Here is a 20,360-nt window from a genome sequence, read left to right as displayed (position 1 = left end):
CATCATGACGCGAGCCCCCACATCGTCGGGCGGCTCGTGGGGCCTGATGGCGCGCCCATCTCCCGCTTCCACTTGACGGTGCGACTGGAGCCAGCGCCCGAGGCACCGGAGCCCGGGTAGCACACGGTGCGGACGCGCGCCGTCCGCGTGCCGCACCAACCTCCCCGCCTCCACGCCAGCGGCCTCCTCGGGGTTTCCCGTGGGGCGCCCGACACCGCCTTCGTGGGTGCGCTGTCACCCCCGTTACACCTGATGTGCCAGCCAGCCGACGCCGACCTCGCACCGTGGGACGAGGGCTGTCGGCCATCCGTCGCGGGCGGGGGGCCGGAAAGTCGGGGCCACGTGTGGCATCAGGTACGGTGGAAGTCGCGCCATGCCCTTCAAGTTCGTCCACGCCGCAGACCTGCACCTGGACACGCCGTTTCGGGGGGTGGCCGCGCCGGGGCCCCTGCCGAGCCGCTTCCAGGAGTCCACCTTCCGTGCCCTCACGCGCATCGTCGACCTGTGCCTGCGCGAGCGCGTGGCCTTCCTGCTGCTCGCGGGGGACTTGTTCGACGTGAAGGACCGCTCGGTGCGCGCGCGCCTCGCCCTGCGCCGCGAGCTGGCCCGGCTGGACTCGGCGGGGATTCAGTCCTTCATCGTCCACGGCAACCATGACCCGCTGAGCGGCGACACCGGGACGCTGGCGCTGCCTGGCTCGGTGAAGGTGTTCGGCCCGGACTGGGAAGAGGTGGAGGTGCGGCGCGAGGGCCGCCACCTGTGCCGGGTGCAGGGCATCTCCTATCCGGACGTGGAGGTGAGGGACGACTTGTCCGCGCGCTTCCGCCGCACCGGCGACGGCTTCAGCGTGGGGCTGCTGCACGCCAACCTGGGCGGCGCGGAGGGCCACGCCAACTACGCGCCCTGCACGGCGGCGGGCCTGGGCTCGCGCCGGCTGGACTACTGGGCGCTGGGCCACGTGCACACGCGGGCCGAGCACGCGCTCCCGGGCGGCGGCGTGGCGGTGTACCCGGGCAACCCGCAGGGCCGGCACGCCAACGAGTCCGGCGAGCGCGGCTGCGTGCTGGTGGAGGTGGAGGACAGCGGCACGCGGCGGCGCTTCGTCCCCGTGGACGGCGTGCGCTGGCACAAGCTGGAGCTGCCGCTGTCCGGCGTGGGCACGCTGGACGCGCTGGTGGCCACGGCGCTGGAGGCGGTGCAGGCGCGGTGCGCGTCGGAATTGGACGGCCACGCGGTGCGCCTCACCCTCACCGGCCGGGGCCCGCTGCACCGGGAGCTGTCCAGGCCCGGCGCGCTGACGCAGGTGGAGACTGACTTGCGCGAGCGCCTTGCACAGGGCCACCCGCCCGTGCTGCTGGAGTCGCTGCGCGACGGCACCCGCCCGGAGCTGGACGTGGAGGCGCTGCGGGCCGCGGGCGGCTTCGCGCGCACGCTGCTGGACGAGGCGCGCTTCCTCGCGGAGAGCCCGGAGGAGCTGGCGCGGCTGTGGGAGCAGGAGGCGCTGGGCAGCCTGGGCCAGCGGCTGAAGCGGCTGGGCGTCGACGTGCTGGAGTCGCCCCGCCCGGAGTGGGTGGTGGGCGCGGGGCTGCACGGGGTGGAGTCGCTGCACGAGGAGGAGACGCCATGAAGCCGGGGCTCCGCATCGACGGGCTGCGCGTGCTGGGCTTTGGTCGCTTCTCGAACCTGACGCGAGAGCTGGGCCCGGGCATGCACCTGCTGTACGGGCCCAACGAGGCGGGGAAGAGCACGCTGCTGGCCTTCCTGCGCAGCATGCTGTTCGGCTTCGAGAAGCAGGGGCAGCCGGAGCGGTACGAGCCCGAGGGCGGAGGCCCCTTCGGCGGCGAGCTGCGGCTGTCCACCGACGCGGGGCCGCTGCTGGTGCGGCGCGTGGCGTCGGGCCGGCGCTCCAAGGGCGAGCTGCTGGTGCTGGGCCCGGACGGACAGCCGCTGCCTGCCGAGCGGCTGGAAGACGCGCTGGGACACGTCAACCGCGAGCTGTTCTTCGACGTGTTCGCCTTCCGTCTGGAGGAGCTGGCCGGCTTCGAGCGGCTCACCGAGCAGCGCGGCGCCTCGGAGGCGCTGGTCGCCGCGAGCATGCGGGGCGCACGCAAGCTGCCCGAGGTCATGCAGCGGCTGCGCAAGAGCGCGGAAGGCCTCTACAAGCCGAACGGGCAGAACCCGCTGCTGAACGAGACGCTGAAGGCGCTGGAGGACGTGCAGGCGCGGCTGCGCGCGGAGGGAGACAGGCCGGCGAAGTACTTCGCGGAGAAGGAGCGCCTGTCCGCGCTGGGCGAGGAGCAGCGGGTGCTGGAGGTGGAGCTGCGCGACGCGGGCCGCGAGCTGGAGCGCCTGTCCCGGCTGGAGGCAGCGCTGGCGGACGTGTCGGCGCTGGCGGAGGCGCGCGCGGAGCTGGCGACGCTGCTCGAGCTGGAGCACTTCCCCGAGGGCGGCGAAGCCCGGCTGGAGGACGCGCTGCACCGGCGCAGGGGCTACCGCGCGGAAGGGGCCCGGCTGGCGCAGCGGCTGTCCACCGTGGACGCGGGGCTGGAGCGGCTGTCGGCGCCGTCGTCGGTGCGCGGGCGGGAGGAGGCGCTGCACCTGGCGCTGGTGGCGTACACGGAGCGCTCGGCGTTGCTGCGGGCGCTGCCGGCCCGGCGTGCGGCGGTGGTGGAGAAGCGCCGGCAGGTGGAGCGCGAGCTGCGGGAGCTGGGGCTGCCGGTGGACGGGCCCGGGCTGCTGGCGCTGGAGCTGGGCGCGAGCGGGCGCGCGGCGCTGGAGGAGCTGGCCACGCGGCTGGGCGCGGCGGAGACGGAGCGGCGCGAGACTTCGGGCACGCGGGCGCGGGCGCGCTCGGAGCGGGAGCGGCTGGAGGGCGCGGTGGCTCGCGTCCAGGGCGAGCTGACGGGGCTGCAGGATGTGCGGCCGGCGCAGGTGCGCCAGCAGCAGGCCGGGCTGGGACGACTGCGCGGCGTGCGTAGTGAGCTGGACCGGCTGGGTGAGCAGCGCGCCGAGCTGCGGCGGCAGTTCGAGGGCGCGCGCACGCAGGGCGAGCCGCCTCCGGTGGAGGTGGTGCTGCCCGTGTGGTGGGTGCCGGCCGTCGCGGGAGTGGCGGTGGTGCTCGCGGTGGCGGCGTGGCTGCTGGCGGGGACGGTGGCGGCGGCGCTGAGCCTCGCGGGCGGGCTGCTGCTGACGGGCGTGCTGGAGCTGGCCCGGCGCCGCGTGGAGGCCGCGCGCGACGCCGCGCTGGAGGCCCATGCGGCCCGGCAGCGCGGAAGGCAGCAGGAGGAGGAGCGGCTGCGCGCGGCGCTGGCGGGGCTGGCGGCCCGGGAGGAAGGGCTGCACCGCGAGCTGCTGGCCGCGGCGGCGGAGGCAGGCCTGGGTCCGGTGGTGACACCGGCGGACCTGTCGGCGCGGGAGGCCGCGCTGGCGGAGGCGCTGGAGCAGGCCGGACGGCGCGAGGTGCTCCTGCGCGAGTGGGAGAAGCTGCGCGGCGACCATGCGGAAGCGCTGAGCGGAGAGCAGCGCGCGGAGGAGACCCTGCGCGAGGCCGAGGCCCGGCATGGGACGCTGCTTGAAGAACTGGCGGCGCACCTGGCCGCGCGGCGCTTCCCTCCGTCGCTCCCGGTGTCGGCGGCCCTGACGCTGTGGCGGGACGCGACGGGGCTCCGGCAGCGGCTGCTGGACGTGGACACGGAGGAAGCGGCGCTGGCGGTGGATGAGCAGGCATGCGCGCCCGTGGCGCAGAGGCTCTGGGAGGAAGCCGTGGCGGCGGGATTGGTGGCCTCGGAGCCGGTGTCCACCTCGAGCACGGCGGCCTGGACTGCTTTGGGTCCGATGACCGGGGCGATGGCATCCGCCTCGGGTACGTCGGCCGGGCGTGCCTCGGAGGCGGGAGTGGCCTGTCTCGCGTCGGCTCCCCCTGGCCTCAAGTCCGCGTCGGTGACGGCTGCGTCAGCGGCGGGACTCGCGCCTCGCACCGCGCGGCTGGCGGCGCCTGCCCCCGGTGCGCTGGAGACCGCCGCCGCGCGGGTCGCCTCCGCGCTGGAGACGGCGCGCGAGCAGTCCTCCGAGCGCCGCATCCTGGAAGAGAGCCGCCGCGAGCTGCTCGCGGAGAAGGCCCGGCTGGACGGGCTGTCTCACGAGGAGGAGCTGGCGCTGAACATGCTGCTGGCCGAGGGCGGTGGCGTCGACGAGGAGTCCTTCCGCCGCCGCGCCGCGCAGGCCCGCCGCCACGCGGAGCTGACCCACCGCGCCCGCGAGCTGTCGCAGCGAATCGAGGCACGCACCGGGTTGTCCGACGCGCAGGCGCGCGAGGCTCTCCGCGAGGTGGGCGGTGAGGAAGGGCTGCACTCCTCGCTGGAGTCCCGACGCGCCCGGCACACCGGGGCCCATGAGCGGCAGAAGGCGGTGCTCACCGAGCAGGGCGCTCTCCGTCACCAGTTGGAGGAGTGGGAGAACGACGACGTGCTGGCGCGGCTCCGCATCGAGGAGGAGTCGCTGCGAGCCCGGGTCGCCGAGCTGGCCACGCGCTACGCGGCGGACCGGCTCACCCTGGCGCTGCTGACGCGAGCCCGGCGCCGCTTCGAAGAGGAGCAGCAGCCCCGCGTGGTGCAGCTCGCCTCCGAGCACTTCGCCGCGCTCACCGGTGGCCGATACCGCCGCGTCTTCATTCCCACGGGCGAGGAGCGCGAGCTGCGCGTGGGCGATGGAGAGCGTGACTGGAGCGCGGCGCAGCTCTCCCGGGGCACGCGCGAGCAGCTCTACCTGGCCTTCCGTCTGGCCGTGGTCCGCGACTTCGGCGAGACGCGCGGCGCCCTGCCGCTCATCGTGGACGACGTGCTGGTGAACTTCGACCCGGAGCGGGCCCGTGGCGCCATCCGCCTGCTGGCCTCGCTCTCCACTCAGCACCAGGTGATTGCCTTCACCTGTCACCCCTGGCTGCGCGAGGCCTTCGAGTCCGAGGGCGCCCGGGTGCAGCAGCTCGACACCGACACGAACTCGCCCCGGCCAGCGCCCGCCTCCGTGCTCCAGGCCGGCTGAGCCACGACACGAGCAGCGCCTGCACCCAGGGCGACATGCACGAGGCTGGTGGCAGCATGCCGGGGTTCGCGGGTCCGCCGCGATTGCCAGGGTCATCGGCCAGGAGGCCCAGCATCCCTCGCGTGCCTCGCTCCAGGGTCAGCCCCTCGAATGAGTCGGGCCGGGAGCAGGAGTGGGGGCGTGCTGTTCACTTTTGTCGGGGGTTTTGCGGCGCAAATGTCCCGACAAAAGTGAACAGGACGCCTCCGGTTCCCTGCCCGCGAGGCACCAGCGAGCCGAACAGAAGGCTTCCGGCCATCCCTGGCCCTCTGCCTGACGGTGCTGCCAGCGCGCCGACCAGGAGACTTCCGGCCATCCCTGGCCCTCTGTCTGACGGTGCTGCCAGCGAGCCGAACAGGAGGCTTCCGGCCATCCCTGGCCCTCTGCCTGACGGCGCTGGCACCGCATGCGGGAGTCCTCCGGTCGTCTCCGGGCCGCGCACGCCAGGGCGTAATGCCCCGCCGCCACGACAATGCGCCAGCGGGCCTACCGCACGGCCAGCCGGATCCTGGCTGCCCGGTGTGCGGCGGCCAGGGCGTGATGCCCGCTACCACAACAATGCGCCAGCGGGCCTACCGCACGGCCAGCCGGGTCCTGGCTGCCCGGTGTGCGGCGGCCAGGGCATGATGCCCCGCCACGACAATGCGCCAGTGGACCTACCGCACGGCCAGCCGGGTTCTGGCTGCCCGGTGCTCGGCGGCCAGGGTGTGACGCCTCGCTGCTACACTCGCGGGCGACTCGGGAGGAAGCATGCGCAAGGGAACGGGGCTCGCGGTCGCCGCCGGGCTGGTGGCCGTGGCGGTGGGGCTGGGCATCGTCCTGAGTCGGGAGCAGGAGCCCCCGGAGCCCTCCGGCGCCGAGCGCGTGGCACGTGACGCTCGCGTGAGCACCGGCGCCCTCCTGCCCGCGCCCTCGCCGCTCCCGGGAGGCAGCCAACGAATCACGGGCGTCGTGCTCGGCGACAGCGGCCCGCTCGGCGGGGTGCGCATCTCCGCCACGCGGCCCCAGGCCGGCCAGACGCTGTCGGAGCTGTCCTGCGGGGAAGTGCTCCAGCGGCCAGACTGGAGCGTGAAGCTCCCGAAGTGCATGAACGCGGCCGCTGGCGCCGTGCTGGAGTTCGTCCTCGCGCGTGAGGGCGAAGCCCCCGTCCATGCGGAGGCCTCCACCGCGGACGACGGCACCTTCACCCTCGACGGACTGTCCTCCGGCACCTTCGCGCTCTGGGTGGCGGACGCGCGCGGCGCGGGCATGTGGCCGGACGTCGCGGCCGGAACGGAGGGCCTCGCCCTGGCACTCGGGGAGGGCGTGACGCTGGAGGGCCGCGTCTCCAGCGAGGACGGCGCGCCCCTGGCCGGTGCGCGGGTGACAGCGGTACACACGGAGCACACCCGCTTCTTCGACACGGAGACGGGAGCGGATGGCCGCTACCGCCTCGGCCCCCTGCCGCTCGCGAGCTACCGCCCCGCCGTCTCGAAGGAGGGCTGGATTCCAGAGCTCGGAGCGGGCGTCGAGCACGAGCAGGTGGTGCTGGGCCGTCCTCGCCGCCTCGCGGGCCGGGTGCTGAGCGACGGCCAGCCCGCGCTCGGCGTCCAGGTCCGGGCCGCGCGGCAGCCCGATACGGAGGACGAAGGCGACGAGCGAAGGGGAAGCCACCCGGAGCACGTGGCAACCACGGACGCGGCCGGCCGCTTCACCTTCGACGCGCTGTGGCCCGCCTCCGCGTACCTGCTCACGGCCACGGTGGGCGAGCGACATGCCCTCGCCCGGGTGGCGCGGGACGAGTCTCCAACGGAGCTCGTACTGGAGCTGGGCACGGCGCTGCGCGTGGAGGGCACGGTCCGCGACGAGGCCGGCCACCCTGTGTCAGGGGCGAGGGTGACCGGCAACCCGCACACCGCCGTCACGGATGCCGGGGGCCACTACCAGCTCGGCCCCATGGAGCCCGGCGAGTTCCAGCTCCGGGTCGCCGCGTCCGGGTACCACCGTGACTTCCAGCGCGTGAAGTCCGGGCCTGGAACCCTCCGGGTGGACTTCACGCTGACGTCCAGCGTCCCCGTCGAAGGCGTGGTGGTCGACGACGTCGGCAAGCCCGTGGCCGGGGCCAGCCTCCAGCTCAGGGGGTTGGAGGACGTGGGAGATGAAGGGGAGTTCTTCACCGTGGACGTCGGCCAGACGGACGCCGAGGGCCACTTCCACCTCGGTGCTCCCTCGCCGGGCGACTTCGAGCTCGAAGTCAGCGTCGAGGGCGAGCGCATCCGCGCGTACCACTCCCTCACGGCTCCCGCCACGGGCGTCCGCGTGGTGATGCCTCGGAAGGCTCGCGTGTCGGGGACTCTCACCGATGAGAGGGGCACGCCCTTCCCCGGTGCGAGGGTGAAGCTGTGGCAAGAGAATGGAGTCCCGGGCACGGACGAGGTACCGCGACGCGCCGAGTGCGAGACGACCACGGACGTGAAGGGACGCTTCTCCCTCTGGGGCCTGGAGCCGGGCCGCTTCGTGCTCGAGGCGACGCACGCCTCGGGCGGCGTGCAGCGCTCCACCTCCCGGCCCGTCGAGCTGCAAGCGCAAGAAGCCTTGGAGGTGGACCTGCGCCTGGAGGCGGGGTGGACGCTCACGGGGCTCGCGGTGGACGAGGCCGGCCAGCCCCTGCCCGGGGTCCAGGTCCATCCCGTGCTTCCCGAGCAGGCCGAGCCCACGTGGCGGCGCGGTCTCTACCTGGGAGGCCCTCCCCTGCACGCCGTCACCGGAGCGGACGGCCGCTTCACGCTGCGGCACCTCCAGACGGAGGAGCTCTGGCTGCATGTCCTCGCGGAAGCCCATGTCCTCGTCCCGTCCCGCTCGGAGGGAGGCCAGCCGTCGCTCCAGCGGTTCCACGTGAGCAGGGGAGCTCCGGAGGTGCGGCTCGTCCTGGAGCGCCTGGTCCGCATCCACGGGCGGCTCACCGGCCCGGACGGCGCCCCCATCACCCGCTTCACGCTGAATGGGAGGGAGCTGGCGGACCCGCGCGGCGTCTTCTCCCGCCCCATCCACACGTCGGGCACCTGGCGCATGGAGCTGTCGGCGAAGGGCATGGCCCCGGTGCTGCGAGAGGTGGAGCTGCACGAGGGCACGGACGTGGACCTGGGCGAGATTCGGATGAGCCCGGGCCGCCGGGTGTCGGGGCGGGTGGTGGACGCGGAGACGTCCCTGCCCGTGGAGTGGGCCCAGGTGCTCGCCACCCGCTCGCGACTCGCCGCCGTCCGCCTCGAGGACCACCAGGGCTCCGTGAGGACGGACGAGAACGGGGCCTTCACGTTGCCCTTCGTGGAGCCCGGGCCGCTCGTGCTCTTCGTGGAGGCCAACGACTACCGCACGGAGCGCCTCGACCTCGGAACGGGAGACACGGACGCCCTCCTGGTGCGCCTCGACAAGGGCGCCAGCGTGGAGCTCTCCATCCAGAACCCCCAGGGCAGGCCCATGGCAGCGACTGTCTACCTGGACCGGCGGGGAGAGCCCCTGCCGATGCGGCCCTTCGAAGTCTCTGGAGGCTCGGGCGTGGTGAGCGGCCTGGAGCCCGGGAGCTACCGCGTCCACGCCTTCGCGCCCGGCCGTCGGCGGGGCTCCACCGTCTTCGCGCCCCAGGATGTGCAGGTCCCCGCCAACGGCCAGGTGAAGGTCGACCTGAGGGCCCGGAGCACGGGCGCCACGCTGGTGCTGCGCGTGGAGGAGTCCGTGGGCTTCAGCGCCCTGTTCCCAGGCGTCGCGCCCCCGCCCCGCCTGTTCAGGGACTTCGTGCCGGTGGAGTCACGCGCGTTCCCCTACGAGGGAGTGCTCCCGGCCCCCGTGACGTACCGGAACCTCCCGCCGGGACGCGTCACGCTCTTCCTCGTGGAGCGCTCGCTGCAGGGCTACCACCGGGAGGAGCTGGACCTCCCCGCCGAGGGCACCGTGGTGCGCGAGGTGACGCCTGGCTGGACGCCCTTCGTGTTCGCCGGGCCCTGAAGCACCCGGCCGAGCATGCCTTGACAGGGATATGCCTCGATAGGCATATACGAGTCATGATGAGCGCGTTCGAAGTCGTGGTGGAGCCGAACCGCCGCCGCATCCTCGACCTCCTCCGGGAGAAGCGACGGCCCGTCGGCGAGCTGGCGGACCGGCTCGGGCTGACGCAGCCCACCGTGTCCAAGCACCTGCGCGTGCTGAAGGACGCCCGGCTGGTGGACGTGGAGCAGGACGCCCAGCGCCGGCTGTACCGCCTGCGTCCGGAGCCGCTCGTCGAGCTGGACACCTGGCTCCAGCCCTACCGCGCGCTCTGGTCTCAGCGGCTCGACGCGCTGGAGCACCACCTGGACACCATGACGGATGCGCCCGCCCCCACCCGGGGCCCCACTCGAAGCAGGAGGAAGCGATGAAGCAAGGCACCCTGACGACGAAAGGCAATCAAGTGGAGCTCCGCTTCGAGCGGCGGCTCGCCCACCCGCCCGAGAAGGTCTGGCGCGCGCTCACCGAGAACGCGGAGCTGTCCCACTGGTTCCCGGCGCGCATCGACGGCCCCCGCGAGTCCGGCGCGGCGCTGAGCTTCGTCTTCCCGGGAGACGAGAGCCCGCCCACCACGGGGAGAATCTCGGTGTTCGACCCGCCACGTGTCCTCGAATACACGTGGAGCGGAGACCTGCTGCGGTGGGAGCTCCGGCCCGAGGGCAAGGGCTGCCTGCTGGTCTTCACCACCATTCCCGGCGACAGGGCGAATGTCAGCCGCGACGCCACGGGCTGGCACTTCTGCCTCGACAACCTGGAGGCCTCCCTCGACGGGCGGCCTCCCGCCCCGCACGACAAGGAGTACTTCTCCAAGCTCACCGCGGAGTACGACTCGCGCTTCGGCCTGGGCGCCTTCCCCGCGTTCCTGCTGGGCCCGGCCAACCGCGTCGCGGCAGACTCGCTGAAGCTCCCCGGCGTCGAGGCGTACGTGTTCGACGGCGCGGACGGCACGCAGCTCACGCTCTGCCACGCGAAGAGCGAGGCGGCCAGCGGCGAGCAGTGGCGGGACTTCGACGAGTACCTCGTCGTCCTGGAAGGCACCTACGTGCTGACCATCAACGGCCTGGAAATCCAGCTCGGCTCCGGGCGGGAGTTCGTCATCCCCCGGGGCGCGCGAATCTCGGGGCGGTACGCCGCCGGCACGCGGACCCTCCACGCCTTCGGAGGCCGCGCCTTCCAGCGGGCCGGAGCGAAGTAGCCCCACGTCCCAGGGTAGGCCCGGGGTTCACCGCGCGACATGAGCGGTGAGCCCCGGCACACCCCGGGCCACCTCCTTTGAGCGCCAACCGGGCCTACCTCTCCCGGTGGGCGCTGCCTGCCTGCCCTGCCCGCGTCGCCCGCGCACGCGCCCGCGTTCCCTCGCGACGCGAGCCCGGCACCCCTTCCCCTCCCGGGCCTCGCGCCTCCCCTCGGAAGCCCCACGCCGGGCCTTCCGTTACAGCCTCCGCGAAGCATGGCAGCGGGCTTGCACAAGGAGACGGCAAGCAGCGCTGGAGGCCCCGCCATGCCCCGTATCGCGAACACCGAAATCATCATCCCCAAGTCCCTGTCCCTGGACGCGCGCAGGCACCTGACGGACGCGCTGTACGCGGTCCACCAGCAGATTTTCGACGGGGTGGAGCGGGAGTCGTTCGCGAAGTACGTGGTGGACTCGAAGGCGGAGCAGACCTGGATTCAGGTCCACAAGAACGAGGTGGGCGACATCGTCGGCTACTTCGCGATGCACGTCTTCGAGAAGCCGCTGAACGGGGTGACGACGGCGGTGTTCCGCGCCGAGGCGGGCTCGCTGCGGGCGTACCGGGGAGCCAACACCAACACGCGCTTCGGGCTGTCGCTGGTGCTGAAGTACCTGATGCGGCACCCGGGCCGGCCGACGTACTACATGGGCTCACTGGTGCACCCGTCCAGCTACTCGGTGTTCGCGAAGTACTGCAACGAGGTGTGGCCGCGCCGGGGACAGCCGGTGCCGCCGGAGCTGCTGGCCTTCATGGACGGGCTGGCCACGGACTTCGGCCTGGACAAGGTGGATGCGGCCAACCCGCTGCTGCGCGAGGTGGGCTGGCGCACGCGCGAGTCCGAGGTGGAGCGGGACTACTGGCGGCAGTGCGACAAGCCGGCGGCGCGCTTCTTCATGGAGTCCAACCCCGGCTACGTGGACGGGCACGGGCTGGTGACGCTGGTGCCGGCGACGGCGGGCAACATCCTGAGCGTGCTGCGCGTGCTGTGCGGGCGCTCGCTGCGCAAGCCGCTGGAGGCGCTGCGCGCGGTGGCGCGGCGGCTGCCCGGGGGCGCGCGGCTGCGTCGCTCGGAGGTGGTGCGGCAGCTGAAGGCGTCGCCGCTGTTCGCGCACTTCGACACGAAGGCGCTGGAGGCGGTGGCGGCGCGGGCGCAGGTGATGGAGCTGCAGGCGGGCCGCTACGTGTTCCGCAAGGGTGACGCGAGCGACGAGCTGTACCTGCTGGCGCGCGGCGCGGCGTACGTGCTGGCGGAGGACGCGAGGGGCGAGGATGGGGTGGTGAACCAGCTCGGCAGCGGGACGGTGTTCGGAGAGATTGGGATGCTGGCGGGGGAGCGCCGCTCGGCCTCGGTGCGCACGGCGGCGGCGTCCACGCTGGTGAGGATTCCGCGCGCGGTGCTGCTGCCGCTGCTGGACGGGGACGCGGCGCTGCGGCGGAGCGTGTGGGCCACGTTCGCCGAGCGCCGCTTCGATGATTTGGTGCGGGGCATGGACCGCTACGCGCACCTGGGCCGCAAGGAGCGGCTCGCATGGCTGCGGCGCGGCGAGCAGGTGGAGCTGGCGCCGCGCCAGGAGCGGGTGCTGGAGCCGGGCTCGCACCTGCTGGTGCTGGCGGGTGCGGTGGAGCTGACGCACGCGGCGCCGAGGATGATGGCGCGGGGCACCATGCTGCTGGAGGTGGAGCGTCCGCTGCGCGTGGTGGCGCAGGAGGGCACGCAGCTCGTCGTCCTGCCGCGCCTCGCGTCGCCCGAGCTGCTCCGCGCGGTGGAGGCGAGTGCCACGAGGGCCCTCTCGCTGTCCCTGGCCTCGCTGGAGCTGCCTCGCGCGGCGGCGTGAGCGCGAGGCACGTGCAAGGCTCTCGCTGGAGCGGTCCGGAGTCCACCGTTCAGGAGTGTCGCGTGCCAGCGAACCACTCCCAGTCCTCGGGCTCGGCCGGGAGGCGCAGGTGCTTGCGCCAGTCGAGCACCTCGCGCTTCCAGGCCGGGCCGCCCCCTGGCAGGAGCCAGGCACGGGTGACGGCCAGGCGCTGGTAGGTCTCGTGGTTGCGGAGGAGCGTCTCGTTCGCGGCGTCGACCCGCTCAGGCGTGATGCGCCCCTGGAGGCAGGCCTCGGCACCCAGCATCGCGGCCTCGCGCCTGTGGGCATCTTGTGGGAGCGGCCGTTCCAGGACGGGCCACAGCCCCAGGAGCGGAGGCGCCAGCCCTTCGAGCAGGGCCGCGTGCAGCCGGTCATGCCCGTCCACCACGAGCCACTTCCCCAAGAGCTGGAAGTAGAGCAGCAGCACGGGAGGCAGCGTCCCGTCGCGCGCGTGCTTGCGCCAGGCCTTCACCCTGCCGTCGTCCGGTGGAGAGGGTTGACGCAGGGAGAGCACGGCGCCGCTCCGCACCTGGGGTCGCTCGGGCTCCTCCCGCTCGTCCCACGGCTCGACCCAGAACGGCTCGAAGCGCAGGGCGACTTCCAGGGAGTGCGGCGGGTCCGGCGTATCGCCTGCACGAGAGGCGGGAACACTCGGGTACTCCATGGCCTTGTCCGCCGGCACCCGGAGCAGGGGCCGCAGGCACCAGCGGCCGGAGTGCAGGATGGAGGCTTCGGCGCCCTCCAGCGTCCGCGCGAAGCGATGAGCCCAGGCCGCCCACCAGTCCACCGTCGCGGGCGCGTGGGAAATCGCTCGCACCTCCGCCGCGGTGAGATGCGGGAGTTGCCAGGGCCGCTGCGCGGGCCCGCGAAGGACGCCGCAGCCTTCCCACCAATCGTCGATTCTCACCCAGAGCAGCGGCTGTCCTCCGCTCACCACTCGGAGCAGGTCGAGGAACGCGGCCTCGACATGCAGGGATGGGCGCTGCCTCCAGCGGCCCTCTTGCGGGACTTCCAGCAGCAGCCCTGGCACGGGAGGGGCCAGGCCCCAGTCCGTGTCATCGACCCTCAAGGCGATTCGTGGGGACATCCCTCCACCTCCTGCCGCGCAGCGACGGGTCCGGACTGGAGGCTCTGACGGAGACGGGCGCACGCCTCCAGCGCACCCATGGCCAGCAGTCTGGGACCTGCAGGTAGTGCCGCGGGCGTTGTCCCCGGGGCTCGGGTTCCGGGACGCGAGCCCGGGACGCTACATCTTCGGCCAGGTGTCAGGCTCGCAGAGGTAGGGGCTGCGCTTCGTCCTGCGCGTGCAGTGGTATCCCCGGGCACAGACATTGGGACCGGTGGGGTCGCAGGGGGGCTGGCACCGGGCGCGGTCGCAGATGAGGCCCTCCGGGCAGGGAGGGCGCTTCTTGCCGCACTTGTGGAGGCACTCCATCCAGATTTCGCCCGGGCGGGTGGGCTCTCGGTTATCCCTGCACTCACGCCCCTCCGGGCAAGGGGTGTGCTGGCAGTCGGGGCCGTAGACGACAGCGCAGGCCGAGATTCCCTCCTCCTGCCGGATGCAGCGCTGGCCCTGGGGACACCCACGCGTCTCACAGGTGGGCAGGCAGATGGGCTCCGGTGTCACCTCCCCGCAGAAGAAGCCCTCCGGGCAACCCGTGGCTTCACCTGGCCGGCAGGGGCGGCCACACCAGCCCGGCCGGCCTCCGCACACCAGCCCGGGGCTACAGCCTTCCCGGGGGTCCAGTGCCTGGTCCAGGCAGGGCTCACCTTCCTGACGGACGCCCACGGCCACGCACCAGCGCACCCGGCGCTCCTCGCCACGCATGGTCAAGCCGTGACAGCGCTGTCCCTCCGGGCACTGCGCGTCCGTCGTGCACTCGCTGTCGGTGCAGTAGCGCGACCTCTGATCGATGTCGCTGAAGCACGCCAGGGGCGCCTCGCAGTCCTCGGGCTTCCGGCATTCACTGTGGTACGTCAGCCGGACCATGCGCTCCTCATGCGAGAGCACGGGGACGGTGCGCACCGCCCCTGGAGGCGGGGAAATCCGCTCCCGTCGGTCCCGCAGGACGCTGCCCATGACCAGCACCAGGGGCAGCGGCAGCAGGAGCGCCACGAGGACGCCCACGGCGCCACGCCAGCTCACTCGAAGCACTCCTCGACGCACTCCTCGCTCTGTTCCCTGCCCTCGCAGAACTTGTCGTACTGGGCCCGGGTACACCTTCCCGTCTCCAGCCGCTCCTTCGTGTCCGCGCGTATGGCGCGGTCGAGCGTGCCGTCCCGCCTGTGCGCGGTGGGGCATCCCACCGCCAGAGGCAGCGTGAGCATCCAGAGACAGCAGGCCGGCCACCGCATGACGCCTCCTGGGGAACACCCAGCGTAGCACTGGCGTGCTGTCCGCCGGCAGACGGTCCCAGGAACGCAAGGAGCGCCTGGAGGCCACCGGCATCTCAGGCGCGAGGTTCGACGAGGTCTGAGTCATCTCCACAGCCGTCGCGTCACCACCTCGTCCAGGTTCCGCGAGTGGAAGAACGCCTCGAACTCACTGCCCCGCACGTCCGCCGGCAGGCACGCCGCGAGGGGAATCGCCCGCACCCGCTCCGGCGTCCCGCGCGCCTCGCGCACCGCCGCTTCCAGCGCCCGCAGGTAGTACCGCGCCGAGCTCAGCGTGCGCGGTGACACCACGCCCCCGTGCCCCTGGATGACCCGAGCGCGCCCCCGCGCCTCCGACCTCCCGAGCGCCGCGTCGATGGCCTCCGGCGCCCCGTAGGCCACGTACGCCATGTGACCCACCGCAGTGTCCGCGGAGAACAACAAGTCCAACGAAGGCACGTCGATGTTCAGCGTGCTCGCCGTGTGTCCCGTATTCGAAAACACCTCCAGCGCATACCGCCCCCACTGAAGGTGCAGCGGCCCAGCGGCCCGAAGCTCCGGCGCGCGGAAGAACCCCGACTCCTCATCCGAACGGAAGCGCTCCGCGCGGAAGGTGTCCTCGAAGCGCTCGTGCGCCAGCACCAGCGCCTCGGGGAACTCCTGGAGCGCGGCCAGGTGGTCGCTGAACCCGTGCGTGCACACCGCCAGCCGCACCCGAGCGTTCAGCTCCTCATGGACGAAGCGCCGCAGCGCCTGTGCATCCGCGCGGCTGCCGAGCGCGTCCACCATCAGCACGTCGCGGCCATCCAGGAACAGGGTGGTGTTGGAAGCATACGTCTCCCCGGTGACGACGAGGACATCGGCGGCCAGGGACACAGTCTTCAGGCTCATACAGGGCACCTCGGTTGAGCAGGCAGGCCACTTGTCCCCAAGTTGCCCACATGAATCCAGCGCATCGTCCGCATGAATCCATGAGAGAATCGAATCGATGATTCTGGACGTCAGGCACCTCAGGCTGGTGGCGGCGGTGGTGGACACGGGCTCGGTGACGGCGGCGGCGCGGGTGCTGCACCTGTCGCAGCCGGCGCTGAGCCACCAGCTCCGCGACGTGGAGGAGCGCCTGGGCGCCGAGCTCTTCCAGCGCCAGGGCCGGCGCATGGTCCTCACCGGCCCCGGCCAGCGCGTGCTGGAGGCCGCGCGCAAGGTGGTGGCCGAGGTCGACGCCGCCGAGGCCGAGGTCTCCCGCCTCGCCCAGTCCTCACAGGGCCAGCTGCGACTCGCCACCGAGTGCTACACCGCCTACCACTGGCTGCCCGGAGTCCTGCGGCGCTTCACCGCGAAGCACCCGGGCGTGGAGGTGCGCATCGCCGTGGACGCGACGCGCCGGCCGGTGGAGGCGCTGCTGTCCGGAGAGCTGGACCTGGGCATCGTCAGCGAGCCCGTCCGGCACCGCCGGCTCGCGGGCGCCCCGCTCTTCGAGGACGAGCTGCTGGCCGTCATGGCCCCCGACCACCCGCTGGCGAAGAAGAGCGTGCTGCACGCCGCGGACTTCGCCCGGGAGCACGTGCTGCTCTACAGCATCCCCCTCACCGAGAGCACCCTCTTCCAGCAGGTGCTGGTGCCCGCGGGCATCACCCCCGCTCGCGTGTCCCGCGTGGAGCTGACCGAGGCCATCGTCGAGATGACCAAGGCCGGCCTGGGCGTGGCGGTGCTCGCGCGCTGGGCGGTGGCGCCGGAGCTGGCGCGCGGCACGCTGGCCGCCGTGCGCGTGACGAAGCCGGGCCTGCGCCGTCACTGGCACGCGGCCTGGCCGCGCACCGTGCGCCCCGCGCCGTACCTCACCGCCTTCGTTGAGTTGCTGGCGAAGGCGGGCCCGCCGGGACGCTGAGCCGCGAAACTCCCCTACCCTCCCGTACGCGGGCCTGTGGCACACTGCCGCGCCATCCGACTCCTACTCTCCATCTTCTTCTGGTTGTTCTTCGTGCTCTCCAGCACGGTGCTCTTCCTCGGCGCCGTGCTCGTGTGGCTCGTCACGCTCCCGTTCGACCGGGACGGGCGGGTGTTGCACCTGTACTCGTGCTTCTGGGCGCAGCTGTACTTCTACGTCAACCCGCTGTGGCACCTGCGGGTGGACGGCCGCGAGCGCCTGCCCTGGCGCGGGCCCGCGGTGCTGGTGGCCAACCACGAGTCGCTGGGCGACATCCTCGTCCTCTTCGGCCTCTACCGCCCCTTCAAGTGGGTCTCCAAGGCGGAGAACTTCAAGCTGCCCCTCATCGGCTGGAACATGCACCTCAACCGCTACGTGCCGCTGGTGCGTGGGGACAAGGTGAGCATCGCGAAGATGATGCGGGGCTGTGAGTACTGGCTGTCGCGCGGCGTGCCCATCCTCATGTTCCCCGAGGGGACGCGCTCCTTCGACGGGCAGGTGAAGCCCTTCAAGGACGGCGCCTTCACCCTGGCAATGAAGATGAAGTGCCCCATCATCCCCGTGGTCCTCACCGGCACCGCGCGCACCCTGCCCAAGCACGGGCTGGTGCTGGAGGCCCAGTCCCACTGCCACGTGCAGGTGATGCCTCCGGTGGACCCGGCCGCCTTCCCCGACGTGCCCACCCTGCGCGAGCACGTGAGGGACCTCATCATCGCGGAGCAGGCCCGCCTCGACTCGCGGGCGTCCGCGCCTCCAGGGGCGTAGGCCCCCCCGGCGACCCGGGGACTCCGCTCCTGCTACCGTGCGTCCCCGGGAGGGCGCCATGCGGAAGCAGTGGGCGGGGCTCATCGCACTCGGCGTGCTGGTGCTGGGTGCCACCGTGGCGCTCGTCCAATTCCGGTGCGCCTCCAGCCCGGAGGCGCCGCCTCCCGCCACCGTGAGCCCGCGCGCCCGGGACGTCTCCGGCGCCACCGCCTCCACCCCACCGCCGAGCGGCTCCCGCTCCGTGCGCGGACGCGTGGTGGACCTGAGGGGACAGCCCGTCGCGGGCGTCGAGGTCTCCGCCACGCGGGCCATGCCCGGCGAGTCCCTGTCACAGCTTCCGTGTGACGTGGAGTCACCGGGCCTGCTGCTGACCCACCTCGACTGCTCCGGCGGGCCCGAGGAGCGGGTGGTGGAGCTCATCGAAGAGGAGCGCGGCGGAGCCCCGGTGCTCACCCGCGTCACCACCGCGGCGGATGGGACGTTCCAGCTCGACTCACTGCCCGAGGGCACGGTGGCCCTCTGGGCGCTCGGTGAGCGCGGCGCGGCGATGGAGCCCGAGGTGGCCACGGGCCGCGAGGACGTGGAATTGGTCCTCGAGGAGGGACTCCCGCTCTCGGGCCGCGTCCTGGACGAGGCCGGCGTGCCGCTTTCCGGCGTGCGCGTGACGCTCTTCCACCAGGAGCACTCGCGCTACTTCACCACGAGCACCGACGCGGACGGGCGCTTCTCCTTCGGCCTGCTGCCCGTGGGCGCGTATGGCCTCGTCGCGTCCAGCCCCGGGCTGCTCCCGGCACACCTGCCGGACGTGTCCGACGAGGACCTGGACGACATCGTCCTCCACCCGCCCCGGCGCATCGTCGGACAGGTGCTGCTCGCCGACGGCAGGCCCGCGCCAGGCGCCGAGGTCCAGGTGCAGTACTCGCGGCACGTCGCAGTGACGGACGGCGAGGGCCGCTTCGCCTTCGAGCCCCTCGCCCCCGGTGAGTACGAGGTGCTGGCCGAGCGCGACGGCGCGCACGGCTTCGCGAACGTGAGCCTCTCCGAGGAGGACCGGCAGGCGGAAGCCTCACTCACGCTGGGCACCCTCGCCTTCGTCGAGGGACTGGTGCGCGACGAGGCCGGACACCCCGTGGCCGGCGCCTCCGTCACCGCGTCCTCGGAGGAGGCCGGGCCCTCGTTCGACGACGGCCTCACCGGGGCGGATGGCCGGTTCCGCATGGGCCCCCTGCCCCTGGGCACGCACACCTTCAGCGTGGACGCCGAGGGCTACCATGAGGTCGAGGTGGAGAAAGTGGAGGTCTCCACCTCCGGAGCGCCCCTGACCTTCACGCTCCGCCGCGCCTTCATCCTCGCGGGCCTCGTCACCGACGCCGAGGGACGCCCGGTGCCGGACGTGTCGCTGGAAGCGGTGAGGCTCAAGCGGCGCCCGGCCTACACCCTCCCGCCGGATGCGCCCGCTCCCACGCAGGAGGAAGTCGCCGAACTCATGATGGACCTGGACTCCCCCCTGTACGAGCCGAACAGCGCGACGTCGGACGAGGAAGGCCGCTTCCTCATCGAGGTCCCCGAGGCGGGGAGGTACCTCCTCACGTCCGGCGGCGGCAGCTTCCTCCGGGAGCAGAGGGAGGTGGACGCGCCGGCCCGAGACGTCCAGGTGGTGCTGCACACCGGGGCCACGCTGGAGGGCACGGTGGTGGACGCCCGCGGCGCACCGCTCGCGTATGTGCAGCTCTTCATGGAGGCCGGCACGCCCCAGCACCCGCACCAGGTGATGACGTCGAGCGACGAGCAGGGCACCTTCGCCCTCCGCGGCCTGCCGCCCGGCACATACACGCTCAAGGCGGGGCTGGACCTGGGCGGCTTCGTCCACAGGGCGTCGCGCACCGTGTCCGTCCGGGGCACGGAGACGGTGGACGCCTCGCTCCGGATGGACACGGGGCTGTCGGTGTCGGGCCTCGTCGTGGATGGTGACGGCCGTCCCGTCCCGGAGGCGCAGGTGGAGGCGTACTCGCTGCGAGAGAAGTCCGAGGCAGGCAACAGCTTCCGGCCCTCCACGGCGACCACCGGCCCGGACGGGCGCTTCACCGTGGACCACGTCGTGGAAGGCGAGTGCGCCCTGGTGGCCTCGAAGGAGGGCCACACCTTCGAGGAGCCCGAGCGGGAGCACCCCTTGCGGTGGCCGGGAGTCGTCGCGCGCTCGGGCGCCCGCGACGTGCGGCTGGTGCTGCGCTACCAGGGCTACCTCCACGGGCGCGTGGTGAGACGGGACGGCACGCCCATTCCCCGCTTCAGCGTCAACCAGGCGCCCTTTCGCGACCCGGGGGGCGCCTTCCGCCTTCCCATGGAGCGCGCGGGCACCACGCGGCTGCTGTTCGAGGCGCCCGGCCTCACGCTCTCCGTGCGCGAGGTGGAGGTGCCACCGGGACGGGACTTGGACCTGGGAGACGTGCGGCTGGAGCCGGGACGCCAGCTGCGGGGCCGCGTGGTGGACGCGGAGACGTCCCTGCCCGTCGCCCTGGCGGAGGTCCGGGTGAACCTCGTGGGCGAGGACACGTTGACGGCCGCGCACTCCCCGCTGGCACAGGAGCGCACTGGAGCAGATGGCTCCTTCGTGCTGCCACTCCTGGAGCGGCGGCCGATGGACGTGGACGTGCTGCACGACGACTTCCCCAAGCTGCGCCAGCGGATTGGAGCGGATGACGAGCTACTGGAGCTGCGCCTGCCCCCGGGAGCAAGGCTGGAAGGCACGCTGACGGACCGCGAGGGCCAGCCCGTGCTGACGGAGGTGTACCTGGTGTCCATGAGCCCCGGGGAGGCCAGGGCGCTGACTCCCACGACGACCTCCCTGGGCACCTTCCAGGCCCGGGGGCTGACGGCTGGGGAGTACATGGTGACCGCCGAGGCGACGACGGGCCTGGACGGCCGCCGGGTCCGGTTCCGCTCCCAGCACGTGCGCCTGCCCGCCACGGGCCGGGTGACGCTGGCCCTGACGGAGTGGGTGGGGCCTGACGTGCCCAGGGAAGAGGGCGGCACCCCCGACGTGCCCGCCGTGAGGCAGCCGGAGCCCGGCTCGCGGTGAGCCCGGGTGGGAGGTTAGGCTCGGGT

Annotated in this window: 13 protein-coding genes; 9 read left to right on the top strand and 4 right to left on the bottom strand. The window is 72.9% G+C overall.

Annotated elements, in window-relative coordinates; translation table 11 throughout:
• Positions 1 to 373: 373 nt before the first annotated feature.
• From G4D85_RS11110 to G4D85_RS11085, 6 genes are all read left to right on the top strand, one after another.
• Positions 374 to 1,627, top strand: a complete 1,254-nt coding sequence (locus G4D85_RS11110) for a metallophosphoesterase family protein (protein WP_164010957.1) — start codon at positions 374 to 376, stop codon at positions 1,625 to 1,627.
• Complete coding sequence (locus tag G4D85_RS50240; protein WP_164010955.1) at positions 1,624 to 5,040, top strand: AAA family ATPase; 3,417 nt, start codon at positions 1,624 to 1,626, stop codon at positions 5,038 to 5,040. Before G4D85_RS11110 ends, G4D85_RS50240 begins: the two co-directional genes overlap by 4 nt.
• Positions 5,041 to 5,829: 789 nt before the next feature.
• The gene (locus tag G4D85_RS11100; RefSeq protein ID WP_164010954.1) at positions 5,830 to 9,060 is read left to right on the top strand and encodes a carboxypeptidase-like regulatory domain-containing protein; all 3,231 of its coding nucleotides are present in this window, start codon (positions 5,830 to 5,832) and stop codon (positions 9,058 to 9,060) included.
• Positions 9,061 to 9,116: 56 nt separating this feature from the next.
• Positions 9,117 to 9,470 (top strand): ArsR/SmtB family transcription factor, encoded by a 354-nt coding sequence (locus G4D85_RS11095; RefSeq protein ID WP_164010951.1) that lies wholly within the window; start codon positions 9,117 to 9,119, stop codon positions 9,468 to 9,470.
• Positions 9,467 to 10,294 carry an SRPBCC domain-containing protein gene (locus tag G4D85_RS11090; protein ID WP_164010949.1) on the top strand — a complete coding sequence of 276 codons (828 nt, stop codon included), beginning with the start codon at positions 9,467 to 9,469 and terminating at the stop codon, positions 10,292 to 10,294. Before G4D85_RS11095 ends, G4D85_RS11090 begins: the two co-directional genes overlap by 4 nt.
• 306 nt (positions 10,295 to 10,600) lie before the next feature.
• A complete protein-coding gene (locus G4D85_RS11085; RefSeq protein WP_164010947.1) occupies positions 10,601 to 12,169 on the top strand; it encodes a cyclic nucleotide-binding domain-containing protein in 1,569 nt (522 codons plus the stop codon).
• A gap of 49 nt (positions 12,170 to 12,218) precedes the next feature.
• Here G4D85_RS11085 and G4D85_RS11080 read toward each other — a convergent pair whose 3' ends face one another.
• From G4D85_RS11080 to G4D85_RS11065, 4 genes are all read right to left on the bottom strand, one after another.
• Positions 12,219 to 13,277, bottom strand: a complete 1,059-nt coding sequence (locus G4D85_RS11080) for a hypothetical protein (RefSeq protein ID WP_164010945.1) — start codon at positions 13,275 to 13,277, stop codon at positions 12,219 to 12,221.
• A gap of 159 nt (positions 13,278 to 13,436) precedes the next feature.
• Positions 13,437 to 14,336 carry a hypothetical protein gene (locus G4D85_RS49300; protein ID WP_240359206.1) on the bottom strand — a complete coding sequence of 300 codons (900 nt, stop codon included), beginning with the start codon at positions 14,334 to 14,336 and terminating at the stop codon, positions 13,437 to 13,439.
• A complete protein-coding gene (locus G4D85_RS11070; RefSeq protein ID WP_164010943.1) occupies positions 14,333 to 14,545 on the bottom strand; it encodes a hypothetical protein in 213 nt (70 codons plus the stop codon). Before G4D85_RS11070 ends, G4D85_RS49300 begins: the two co-directional genes overlap by 4 nt.
• 123 nt (positions 14,546 to 14,668) lie before the next feature.
• Positions 14,669 to 15,454, bottom strand: coding sequence for an MBL fold metallo-hydrolase (locus G4D85_RS11065; RefSeq protein WP_164010941.1), 786 nt, complete (start codon positions 15,452 to 15,454; stop codon positions 14,669 to 14,671).
• A 97-nt stretch (positions 15,455 to 15,551) separates the two neighbouring features.
• Between G4D85_RS11065 and G4D85_RS11060 the strand changes: the two genes are divergently transcribed.
• The 3 genes from G4D85_RS11060 to G4D85_RS50235 are packed head-to-tail and all read left to right on the top strand — an operon-like array spanning position 15,552 to position 20,334.
• The gene (locus G4D85_RS11060; protein WP_164010939.1) at positions 15,552 to 16,451 is read left to right on the top strand and encodes a LysR family transcriptional regulator; all 900 of its coding nucleotides are present in this window, start codon (positions 15,552 to 15,554) and stop codon (positions 16,449 to 16,451) included.
• 36 nt (positions 16,452 to 16,487) lie between these two features.
• Positions 16,488 to 17,255 carry a lysophospholipid acyltransferase family protein gene (locus tag G4D85_RS11055; RefSeq protein ID WP_420821701.1) on the top strand — a complete coding sequence of 256 codons (768 nt, stop codon included), beginning with the start codon at positions 16,488 to 16,490 and terminating at the stop codon, positions 17,253 to 17,255.
• 58 nt (positions 17,256 to 17,313) lie between these two features.
• A complete protein-coding gene (locus tag G4D85_RS50235) occupies positions 17,314 to 20,334 on the top strand; it encodes a carboxypeptidase-like regulatory domain-containing protein (protein WP_164010937.1) in 3,021 nt (1,006 codons plus the stop codon).
• Positions 20,335 to 20,360 lie beyond the last annotated feature (26 nt).

Origin of the sequence: Pyxidicoccus trucidator, assembly GCF_010894435.1 — a bacterium.
Lineage (GTDB): Bacteria > Myxococcota > Myxococcia > Myxococcales > Myxococcaceae > Myxococcus > Myxococcus trucidator.
The sequence above is the reverse complement of the archived record's forward strand: the minus strand, read 5'-3'. Positions and strand labels throughout refer to the sequence as shown.